This window comes from Kocuria marina (genome assembly GCF_000786655.1).
Classification (GTDB): Bacteria; Actinomycetota; Actinomycetes; order Actinomycetales; family Micrococcaceae; genus Kocuria; species Kocuria marina_A.
Genome location: NZ_JROM01000045.1, coordinates 14226 through 25366, shown reverse-complemented (window position 1 = coordinate 25366; position 11141 = coordinate 14226). Strand labels below are relative to the sequence as shown.

Genomic DNA, 11141 nt, shown 5'->3' with positions numbered 1-11141 from the left:
AGGTCCACCGATGCCCTCCGACACGTACCCACGACCGACGAAGGAAACCCCATGAGCGCACACACCACCGAACACCGCACCTCCCGGGCCGCCCTCGACGCGGTGGCCAAGGTCAGCACGGGCACGTTCATCGACGGGCAGTGGGGCGAGGCCGCCTCGGGTGCCCGGTTCGACGTCGTCAATCCCGCGACCGAAGAGGTCATCGCCACGGTCGCGGACGGCGGCCCGGAGGACGCCCGGCGCGCGATCGAGACCGCGGGGCGCGTGCAGAAGCAGTGGGCGGCCACACCCCCGCGTGAGCGCGGCGAGATCCTCCGCCGGGCCTACGAGCTGATCATGCAGCGCCAGGACGAACTGGCCCTCGTCATGACCACGGAAATGGGCAAACCGCTCGCCGAGGCCAGGGGCGAGGTCGCGTACGCCGCCGAGTTCTTCCGGTGGTTCTCCGAGGAGGCCGTGCGGATCGGCGGTGATCAGACCATGACCGGGGACGGCAAGAACCGGATCATGGTGTCCAAGGAGCCCGTGGGGCCGTGCGTCCTGGTCACGCCGTGGAACTTTCCCCTGGCCATGGGCACCCGCAAGATCGGTCCGGCCGTGGCCGCGGGGTGCACCATGGTGTTCAAGCCCGCGAACCTCACCCCTCTGTCCTCGCTGGCCCTCGTGGACATCCTGATCGAGGCGGGTCTGCCCCGCGGGGTGCTCAACGTGGTGTGTACCAAGAAGGCGTCCTCGGTCGTGGGCCCGTGGATGGCCAGCGGGATCGCCCGGAAGGTCAGCTTCACCGGGTCCACCGAGGTGGGCGTGCGCCTGTTGGAACAGGCGGCGCAGCACGTGATGCGCTCCTCCATGGAACTGGGTGGCAACGCGCCGTTCATCGTCTTCGAGGACGCGGACCTGGATCGCGCCGTGGACGGCGCCGTGGCGGCCAAGATGCGCAACATGGGGGAGGCGTGCACCGCGGCCAACCGGTTGTTCGTGCACCGCTCGGTGATGAGCGAGTTCTCCCGCAAGCTCGCCGAACGGCTCGGGGCACTCTCGGTGGGCGACGGCGCCCAGGACGGCACCGACGTCGGGCCCCTCGTGGAGGCCAAGGCGCTCGACAAGGTCCAGGAACTCGTGGACGACGCCGTGGCCCGCGGCGCCACCGTGGAGTGCGGTGGTTCCCGCCCCGACCGGCCCGGATTCTTCTACAAGCCCACCGTGCTGCAGGGGGTGGACCCGGACTCCAAACTGATGAGTGAAGAGATCTTCGGTCCCGTGGCGCCGGTGATCCCGTTCGACTCGGAGGACGAGGTGCTCGAGCTGGCCAACGACACGCCGTGGGGACTCGTGGGCTACCTGTTCACCCAGGACGTGGATCGCAGCTTCCGCGTGAGCGACGCCCTCGAGGTCGGGATGGTGGGCCTGAACACGGGGATCGTCTCCAATCCCGCGGCACCGTTCGGCGGCGTCAAGGCGTCCGGGCTCGGACGCGAGGGCGGACGCGTGGGGATCGAGGAGTTCCTCGAGTACAAGTACGTGGCCGTGCCGCGCGGCTGAGTCGGGGGGCGGGTCAGTCGTCGCTCGAGGTCAACCGCATCACGGCATCGCGCATGTGTTCGAGCAGCAGCGCGTCCACGCGGGGAGCTTCGCCCGCCCCGATGGCCTCCGTGATCTCGCGGTGCTCCTCCAGGCGCAAACTGTGCGATGCGTACCGTGTTTCCAGAGCGGTCATGCACATGCGGGTCTCGACCATGAGGGTGTCGTGCATGCGGATCAGGCGGGGACTGCCCGAGAGCTCCACGAGCAACGCGTGGAACTGCACGTCCGCTTCCGTGAGCGAGGCGGTGTCCCCGTGATCGATCGCCCGGGACATCTCCTCGACCTTCTCACCCAGACGCTGCGCCGCCCCTGTCGGATCGGTCGTGATCACCCGGGCGGCCGCCGCGCGCTCCACGGCGCCCCGGGCGAGGTAGAGGTCCCGGACGTCGTCGTCGGTGATCTGCGTGACGAACACCCCGCGGTTGCGCACGCTGAGCAGGAGGCCTTCCTGGGTGAGGCGCTGCATGGCCTCGCGCAACGGACCCCGACTCACGCCCAGGGAGCGGCTCAACTGCATCTCGTTGAGCTGTTGGCCGGGGGCCAGCTCGCCCGCACCGATGGCTTGGCGTAATTGCCGGGCCAACAAGGACGGGGTGGTTTCCTGCACCACGGGTCGCAGCAGATTGCCGGGCATGGCCGCCTCCGGTCCGGGCAGACCCGAAGGTCCGCGCATCCAAGTCTTACGTATCGCACAGCCTATGGGTAGGATTGTCGACAATCAAACGGTCCACGGGCCGCCAGGCTCCATGATCTCTCGATGCCGGACCGATCCCGGGCGCGCCGGCGCCCACCGATTGCACCATGGAGGTTTCCATGAATTCGCAACATCAACCCGATCTGCCCCACGAATCGCGGGACCCGCGCGAGACGACGTCCCCCGCGGCGTCGTCACACCCGGAACCGGACGCGAGTACCGTGCGCCGCGCGGTGGCCGCCTCCGCGATCGGTAATGCCACGGAGTGGTTCGACTACGGCGTGTACGCCGTGTCGGTCGTGTACATCACCCAGAACTTCTTCCCGGGGGAGGCCGGCACGCTGCTGGCCCTGAGTACGTTCGCCCTGTCGTTCCTGGTCCGCCCTCTGGGCGGACTGTTCTGGGGTCCGCTCGGTGACCGGTTGGGGCGCAAGAAGATCCTGGCGTTGACCATTATCCTGATGGCCGGTGCCACGTTCTGCATCGGCATCCTGCCCACCCACGCGACCATCGGCTTCGTGGCACCCGTCCTGCTCGTGCTGCTGCGTGTGATCCAGGGCTTCTCGACCGGCGGTGAGTACGGCGGTGCCGCCACGTTCATGGCCGAGTACGCCCCGGACAAGAAGCGCGGCTTCCTGGGCAGCTTCCTGGAGTTCGGCACCCTGGGCGGTTTCGCGCTGGGTTCACTGATCGTGTTGATGGGCGAGGTGACCCTGGGCAACGACGCCATGATGGAGTGGGGCTGGCGGATCCCCTTCCTGCTGGCCGGCCCGCTGGGCCTGATCGGCCTGTACCTGCGGTCCAAGCTGGCGGATTCGCCCGTGTTCCTGGAGCTCGAGGAAGCCGGCCACTCGGAGGAATCCGCGGGCATGGCCCTCAAGGAACTGGTCACCACCTACTGGAAGCCCATGCTCATCATGGCCGGGCTGGTCGTGTCCGTGAACGTGGTCAACTACACGCTGTTGAGCTACATGCCCACGTACCTCGAGGGCCAGACGGAGATGTCCTCGCAGACGGTGCTGACCATCATGTTCATCGCGCAGTTCGCCATGATGCTCGTGATCCCGTTCGCCGGGAAGCTCTCCGACAAGCTCGGGCGTAAACCCATGTGGTACTTCTCGCTCATCGGTCTGATCGTGATGTCGATCCCCATGTACATGCTCATGGCCAACGGCTTCTGGTGGGCCCTGTTGGGCTTCGCGGTACTGGGGCTGCTCTACATCCCCCAGTTGGCGTGCATCTCCGCTACGTTCCCGGCGATGTTCCCCACGCAGGTGCGCTACGCCGGGTTCGCGATCACCTACAACGTGTCCACGGCGATCTTCGGCGGCACCGCCCCGCTGGTCAACGAGGCGCTCATCGAGGCGACCGGCAACCCGCTGATCCCCGCGTTCTACATGATGGGCGCGTGCGTGATCGGCCTGATCGCCGCCAAGTTCATGAAGGAGACCGTGGGGGCGTCCCTGCGCGGCACGGAGATCCCGGAGACGGGCAAGATGCCCGTGGTCGCCCGGCGGTAGCCGGTCCGTTCAGCGGGACAGCAGACGCAACGCGGTCAGGGTGTATGCCCTGGCCGCTTGCGAAAGTTCTTTCACGCTCACGGACTCGTCCACCTGGTGCGCCTGGTCGTTGAGTCCTCCGGGTCCCATGACCACCGTGGGCACGCCGTGGTCCCGCGCGATGAACCCGCCGTCGCACGCGGCCGTCCACCCGCCGATCGACGTTGCGCCGCCCGCGTCCGCCACGGCGTCGTGCACGGTGGTGACGAGTTCGTGCTCCCGGTCGGTGCGGAAACCCGGCATGGACATGGTGATTTCCACGTCCAGGGAGATCCCGTCGCCGGTGATCCCCGCACGGTCCACCGCCGCGCGCAGCTCGGCGACGATGCGCTCGGGGTCCTCACCCGGCATGAGCCTCCGGTCCAACCACACGTGACAGGACGGCGCCACCATGGAGGTGGCCCGGCCGCCCTCGATCTTGCCCACGTTCCACGTGGGCGACCCCAGCAGCGGATCGCTGCGGCGGGCGTGTTCCTCGTGGTCCCGCCGGATCAGGCGCAGCAGGGCCGCCGCGGCATCGATCGCGTTGCGCCCGTCCGCGGGGCGCCCCGAGTGCGCGGGGACACCGGTGATCTCGACCTCCAGGTATGCGTCCCCGCGGCACGCGATCACGGTCTGCAGGTCGGTCGGTTCGGCCACCACGCAGCCGAGGAACGCACGCCCCAGCCCCCGCGCGGTGAGTTGCCGGATCCCGAGACCCAGGTCCTCCTCGTCCACGGTGGACGACAGCCTCACGGGTCCGGACAGGCACACACCCGAGCGGCGCAGGGCGTCCATGGCACACAGCACCGAGGCGAGCCCGCCCTTCATGTCCGTGGCCCCGCGCCCGTACAGCCGGTCGCCGTCGACCACCGCGTCGTACGGCGCCCGCGTCCACCCGGGCCCCGCGGGCACGACGTCCGAGTGGCCCAGGAACAGCAGCCCCGGCCCGTCCGCCACGGGACCGCCCACGGGCAGGTCCACGTCCACGTTCGGCCGACCGGGGGACACGACGTCGCTGCGAGCAGTCAATCCGCGCTCGCTCGCTGCTCGCTCCAGGACGTGGGCGGTGTCCTCCTCGGTGCCCCCGGGGTTCTCGCCGGCGGCATTCACCAGGGCGCACGTGAGGTCCACGAGCTCGTCCGTGTCGATGAGGTCGAGCACGGCCTGCTCCTGCGGGCTGCACCGCACGCCGTCGCGGCTCATGATGGGTCTCCTTATCCAGTCCGAATGGGTGGCGCTGCGCCGAGGTGGCCGGGTCGGAGCTATCGGTCGAGCTCTCCCCGGGCGATGTCCAGGGCCCGTGCGAGTCGCTGCAGTCCCTCTTCGATGCGTTCGGGGGTGCTCGAGGCGAAACACAGCCGGAACGCGTCCTGGAACCGCCCCGAGGGTGAAAGCGCCGGGCCCGGGATGAACGCGACACCCTCGGCCAACGCGATCTCGAACAATCGCGAGGAGGACACCCGTGCGTCGTCGCCCTGCAGGGTGACCCATAGGAAGAAGCCGCCGTCCGGGTCCGTGGTGCGCACTCGATCGCCCAGGTGGGCGGCGATGGAGGCGTCCATGGCCTCCTTGCGGCGCTTGTACTCGGTGCGCAACCCGGCGAGGTGCTCGTCGTAGCCGCCGCGGGCGATGTACTCGGCCACGATGTGCTGGGCGGGGACGTTCGCGCACGTGTCCATGGCCTGCTTCCCGGCGATCAGCAGCGCGCGCAGTCGGGGATCGGCGTCGACCCAGCCCACTCGCAGGCCCGGGGCCAGGATCTTGGAGAACGTGCGTACCGAGAAGACCAGGGGGTCGTCCGGGCTGAGCTCGCGGAACCCGGGGACGGGATCGCCGGAGAAGCGCAGCTCGCCGTACGGGTCGTCGTCGAGGATCATGGTGCCCCACGTGTGCGCGAGATCGAGCAGGCGGCGCCGTCGGGATTCGCTCAGGGTGGTGCCGGACGGGTTCTGGAAGTTGGGGATCGTGTAGATCATCCGGGGCGTGCGGCCCGTTTCGGCCACGAGCGTCTCGAGGGCGTCGACGTCCATGCCGTCGTCGTCCACGGGGACCTCCAGGACGTCCGCGCCGTAGCTGAGCGCCGTGCCGGAACCGTTGGTGTAGGTGGGGCTCTCCACGACCACCAGGTCACCGGGGTCCACGAACAGTTTGAACGCGAGATCCAGACCCTGCATCCCGCCGGAGGTGATCACGATGCGCTCCGGATCGGAGGCACTGTCCGAGAAGTGGTTCACGACCGTGTCGATCAGGTCCGGTTCACCCTCGGTGGCGCCGTACGTGAAGCTTGCGTCCGTGAGGATCTCCCCGGCGATCCGTCGGAACTCCTCCGTGGGGATCACCTCCGCCGCGGGAGCGCCCATCGCGAAACGCACGATGTCGTGGGTCTGGGCGGCCAGTAACGAGGTCGACGAATCGATGACGGAGCCCACGAGCCCGTCCGAGCGGGACGCGAGCGGGAGCAGGCCCTGGGTGGCCGGTCCCGAGACACCCGCGGTGGGGCGGGGGTCCAGGGACCGGACGGTGGTGACGTGCGGGGTCATGGTCATGAGCTCACTTCCTGATGATCTGGCGGGGGAAGGACGTGAAGGTCTCCACCCCCGTGCTGGTCACTCGGATGGTCTCCGAAACTTCGTAGCCGTATCCCGTCATCCACATGCCGCAAATGAGGTGGAAGGTCATGTTCTCCTCGAGGGCCGTCTCGTCCTCGGAGCGGATGCTGATGGTGCGCTCGCCCCAGTCCGGCGGGTACCCGATGCCCACGGAGTACCCCAGACGGCTGGGCTTCTCGAGCCCGTACGAGGCCAGTTTCCAGTTCCAGGCGCTCGCCAGCTCACGGATGGGGACGCCCGCGGCGGTCGCGTCCAGGACGGCGCGCAGACCGTCGGCGACCGCCTCCTCCAAGCGGTCCATCGCATCGCTCGGGGGACCGAGGGTCACGGTGCGCGCCAGGGGGACGTGATATCTCCGGTGCACACCGCTCAACTCGACCACCACGGCGTCGCCGCTGCGCAGGACACGGTCGGACCACGTGAGGTGGGGTGTGTCCGCGGACGCACCGGTGGGCAGCATGGGCACGATGGCCGGGAAGTCACCCCAGGCCTCGCCGTCCCCCTCCGCCTGGGCGGCCGCGATGCGGGCGGCCACCCTGTTCTGCGGGACCCCGGGTTCGATCGCGTCGATCGCCGCGGTCATGGCCGCGGTGGTCACCCGCGAGGCCACGTGCATGTAGTGGATCTCGGCGTCCGACTTCACGGAGCGAACCCAGTTGACCAGTTCGAAGCAGTCGACCAACGACCATTCGGGGATGGCATTGACCAGGGCCCGGTAGCCCTTGGGGGAGAAGAAGTGGGCGTCCATCTCCAGGCCCACGCAGCCGTGCGCGGACGGGGCGATCTGTCCGCGGCGCCGCAGGGCGAAGGCCACCCAGTCGAAGGGGTGCAGGTGGGGGCGCTGCACATAGCGTTCGGGGTACCCGATGATTTGGTGTTCGGGCAGCCATGAGGTGCGAAAGGCGCCCCGGGCGTCCATCTCGCGCAGGAACAACAGGATGTCGCCTTCGGCGGGGACGAACAGCATCTGCGGGACGTAGAAGGACCACGCGTCGTAGCCGGAGAGGTAGAAGAGGTTGGCCGGATCCGTGACGATCAGGGCGGACAGTCCCTGGTGCGCCATCTTCTCGCGGACGCGGTGCAGACGGTGCGCGTACTCCTGCTCGGAGAAGAGGGGCTCACGGACGTCGGGGGAGCCCGATCCGGCATCCGTGGACACCGGATCGGGGGAACCATGATTCTCGGTCTCATCCCACGAGTTCATGGTTCATGATTGAAAAAAATCCGCCTATTGTCAACAATCCTGCGATCGGCTCATACCTGGCCGCGGCCGAGCAAACGACCCGTGGGGGTCTGGTAGTCGACCTCCTGGCCGCCCACGAAGGTCTTGCGGACCTTCCCGGAGAGCACCTTGCCCTGGTACGGCGTGATGGGGTTCTTGTGGTTGAGGGCCTTGGCGTCCACCACGAAGCTCTCGTCCTGCGCGAACACGGCCATGTCCGCGTCGTAACCCAGCGACAGCCGGCCCTTGGAGCGCAGACCCACGCGCTCCGCCGGGCGCGTGGACATCCACTGCAGCACGCGGCCCAGACCCACGCCGCGGCGTCGTGCCTCGGTCCAGATCAGGGACAGCCCGAGCTGCAGGGAGGACACGCCGCGCCACGCCACGCCGAAGTCGCCGTTGCCCAGGTCCTTGAGGTCCAGCGTGGAGGGGGAGTGGTCCGAGACGATGAAGTCGATGGTCCCGTCCAACAGACCCCCCCACAGCATCTCCCGGGTGGAGACCTCGCGCACGGGCGGGCAGCACTTGCCCGCGGTGGCGCCGTCCGGGATCTCCTACGCGAGCAGTGTGAGGTAGTGGGGGCGGGTCTCCACGGTGATGTCCAGGCCGTCGTTCTTCGCGGAGCGGATCATGGGGATGGCGTCCGAGGAGGACGGGTGCAGGATGTGCGAGCGCGCCCCGGTCCAGCGGGTGCGTTCGATGTTCTCCGCGATCGCGATGTTCTCCGCGCCGCGCGGGCGTCACTTCAGGAACGTGTCGTACACGTTGCCATTGGGCTGCGGGGCCTTGGCGATCGTGCGGGAGTCCTCCGCGTGCACGATCAGCAGCGAGTCGAAGGTCTTGATCTCCTCGAGCGCCTCCTCCATTTCGTCCGCCTCCAGGTGCGGGAACTCGTCCACCCCGGAATGCAGTAGGAAGCACTTGAAGCCGAACACGCCGTCATCGTGCGGGGGGCGCAGGTCCTCCTTGTTGCCGGGGACGGCGCCGCCCCAGAAGCCGATGTCCACGAACGCGTTCTGCGCCGCGAACAGTCGCTCGTACTCCAGGGCGGGCACGTTCACGGTGGCGGGCACGGAGTTCAGGGGCATGCGCCTGCTCCACCGTCGCCCGCACCCGCTCGTTCGCGCGCTCCTCGTCGACCTCCGGGTCTGCGGTCGCCCCGGGCCGGGGGTCTTCTTTTGAGGTGAACCGTGCTGCGGGGAGGCATTCATGGAAGTGGTGCCCTTCCGCTGGCGCGTTCCGGCGCTCGTGGCCGGGCGGTGCGGTGCGTGAGGGGCGGCTCGCTCTCGAGTGCCCGTGGAAGTGGAAAGCTCCGTCACTGTGAGGCGATGCGGCGACCGACCTCCCGGAGCAGGCGAGGTGCCTCTCGCATCGACGTTTCTGGGTCCGCTGCAAGCGCACGCAGTTCGTGGACGGCGGCGAACCCCGCCTCGCGAAGTGTCGCGGCATCCAGGGTGGTGCGCCCGCACACGGCCACCACGGGCACGCCGTGGCGCCGCCCCACGTGCAGCACGCCCAGCGGCGTCTTCCCGCCGAGACTCTGCTCGTCCAGGCTGCCCTCGCCGGTGAGCAGCAGGTCCGCGCCGGCCACGGCGGCATCCAGCCCCACAAGGTCGAGCACGACGTCGATCCCCGGCCTGCGCCGCGCCCCCAGCACCGCGAGTCCCGCGTATCCGACGCCGCCCGCGGCCCCCGCGCCGGGGGCATCCGCGGCCTGGCGGGCCGGTTCGCCGAGCGCGTCCGCGAGGCGGTCGCGGAACACGGCCAGGGCGGCGTCGAGGTCCAAGACATCTCGTTCGGAGGCGCCCTTCTGCGGGCCGAAGACCGTGGCGGCACCGCGCGGGCCGAGCAGGGGGTTATCGACGTCCGCGGCAAGCACGAACTCGACGTCCCGGATGCGTGGGTGCAGCTGTGCGGCATCCACGTGATGCAACTTGGCGAGCGCCGCGCCGCCAGGGGGCAGGTCGCGGCCGTTCACGTCCAGCAGGCGCAGCCCCAGCGCGGCGAGCATCCCCGCGCCGCCGTCAGTGGTCGCGCTGCCGCCCACGCCGAGCAGCACGCGGGTGCAGCCGGCATCGAGCGCGGCGGCCACGAGCTCGCCCGTGCCGCGGCTCGTGGCGGTGCGGGCGAGCACGGGGCGGCCGTCCTGCGTGGGGAGGACAGCGAGGCCCGAAGCCAACGACATCTCCACCACGGCCTCGTCTCCGCGTCGACCCCACGCGGCGGGGACGGGACCTCCCGCGGGTCCGGTGACGGTGAGGTCGTGGCGCTCGAAGCCCGCGTCCAGGGCGGCGTCGAGCGTCCCCTCTCCGCCGTCGGCGACCGGGAGGACCTCCACGACGGCGTCCGGGCGCACCTCGGCGATGCCCGCCGCAAGCTCGGCCGCCGCCTCGTGGGCGGTCACCGACCCCTTGAACTTGTCCGGTGCCACGACGACGCGCACGGTGTCCTCCTTCTGGGGATGTCCGGTTCCGGGACCATTCCAGCACAACGCCGCCCGCGCGGTACCCGCTCGCTCGGCACCTGTTCAAGTGGCACCCGCCCGGCGTGCCCGCCCGCTTGGGGCCCGGCCGCGCGGTGCGCAGCTGTGCGGCGTCGGTGTGCCGAACAGGCGTGCGGCCTCACGCGCGCCGGTCGCGGGGGAGCCACGCGAAGGGGTCGTCCTGGGAGGGGACGTACTCCAGCGCCACCGGTCCGTGGTAGCCGCGCTCGTGGGCCCGGGCCACCCACCGGAGCAGCGGCAGATCGCCCGTGCCCGGCTCGTGGCGGCCGGGTGCGTCCGCGAGCTGGATGTGCCCGAACTCCGCGGCGTGCCGTTCGATCAGGGCCTCGACGTCCTCCCCGTTGACCGCCAGGTGGTAGAAGTCCGCGAGCAGCTTCACGTTCGGGCAGTCCACGCGGTCGAGCACGGCCATGACGTCCGCTGCGGTGCGCAGAGGATACGTCGAGGCGCCGGAGAGCGGTTCCACCAGGACCGTCCCGCCGAAGACCGCGACCGCGTCCGCTGCGTACCGGAGGTTCTCGACGGCGGCGTCGTCCTGCTCGGCCACGGGCACGTCCGGCAGGCGGTTGCCGTGGAGGGCGTTGAAGGCCCGGCAGCCCGTGGCCCGGGCCACGCGCACCAGGGAGTCCACGCCTCGCCGGAACTCATCTGTGCGCGTGGGGTGGGAGAGGACTCCCCGCTCACCGGCAGGCATGTCCCCGGCAAAGAAGTTCAGGCCCGTGAGCTGGACGTTCGCGTCCTCCAGCGACCGGGCGAAGTCCTCGATCTCCCTCTCGGACGGGGTGGTGGTGGGGAACGGCCACCAGAACTCGACCGCGGAGAAGCCTGCGCGCGCCACGGCGGCGGGGCGCTCCAGCACGGGCAGGTCGGTCAGCATGATTGAGGCGTTCACGGTGTACCGCACGGTGGTCCCTCCCCGGGGCGGTGGCGCGGCCGCCCCGTTTTCTTACGCCTTGATTCCATGGAGTGAAATTCGAGTTCTGGTGAA

8 protein-coding genes and 1 pseudogene are annotated in these 11141 nt (G+C 69.6%); 2 read left to right on the top strand and 7 right to left on the bottom strand.

The features are described from left to right. Positions 1-51: 51 nt before the first annotated feature. On the top strand, positions 52-1542 hold the full coding sequence (locus AS25_RS10100; protein ID WP_035964835.1) for an NAD-dependent succinate-semialdehyde dehydrogenase: 1491 nt from the start codon (positions 52-54) through the stop codon (positions 1540-1542). A 13-nt stretch (positions 1543-1555) separates the two neighbouring features. Here AS25_RS10100 and AS25_RS10095 read toward each other — a convergent pair whose 3' ends face one another. Then, positions 1556-2218 carry a GntR family transcriptional regulator gene (locus AS25_RS10095; RefSeq protein WP_035964832.1) on the bottom strand — a complete coding sequence of 221 codons (663 nt, stop codon included), beginning with the start codon at positions 2216-2218 and terminating at the stop codon, positions 1556-1558. 179 nt (positions 2219-2397) lie between these two features. Here AS25_RS10095 and AS25_RS10090 point away from each other — a divergent pair, with 179 nt between their 5' ends. Beyond that, entirely contained in the window at positions 2398-3798 is a 1401-nt protein-coding gene (locus AS25_RS10090) for an MFS transporter (RefSeq protein ID WP_035964831.1), read from the top strand. Positions 3799-3807: 9 nt separating this feature from the next. Here the strand turns inward: AS25_RS10090 and AS25_RS10085 are convergent, their stop codons facing one another. From AS25_RS10085 to AS25_RS10060, 6 genes and pseudogenes are all read right to left on the bottom strand, one after another. Continuing rightward, positions 3808-5022, bottom strand: coding sequence for a M20 family metallopeptidase (locus AS25_RS10085; protein WP_035964829.1), 1215 nt, complete (start codon positions 5020-5022; stop codon positions 3808-3810). A gap of 59 nt (positions 5023-5081) precedes the next feature. Beyond that, positions 5082-6365: an aminotransferase-like domain-containing protein gene (locus tag AS25_RS10080; RefSeq protein WP_253270550.1), complete on the bottom strand. Its 1284-nt coding sequence runs from the start codon at positions 6363-6365 to the stop codon at positions 5082-5084. 4 nt (positions 6366-6369) lie between these two features. Beyond that, positions 6370-7632, bottom strand: a complete 1263-nt coding sequence (locus tag AS25_RS10075; protein ID WP_084118141.1) for a M24 family metallopeptidase — start codon at positions 7630-7632, stop codon at positions 6370-6372. A 50-nt stretch (positions 7633-7682) separates the two neighbouring features. After that, positions 7683-8813, bottom strand: a pseudogene (allB, locus tag AS25_RS10070) (allantoinase AllB); the annotation flags it as partial. 152 nt (positions 8814-8965) lie between these two features. Next, positions 8966-10093, bottom strand: a complete 1128-nt coding sequence (locus AS25_RS10065; RefSeq protein WP_035964827.1) for a glycerate kinase — start codon at positions 10091-10093, stop codon at positions 8966-8968. Positions 10094-10271: 178 nt separating this feature from the next. After that, entirely contained in the window at positions 10272-11045 is a 774-nt protein-coding gene (locus tag AS25_RS10060) for a hydroxypyruvate isomerase family protein (protein WP_333485338.1), read from the bottom strand. Positions 11046-11141 lie beyond the last annotated feature (96 nt).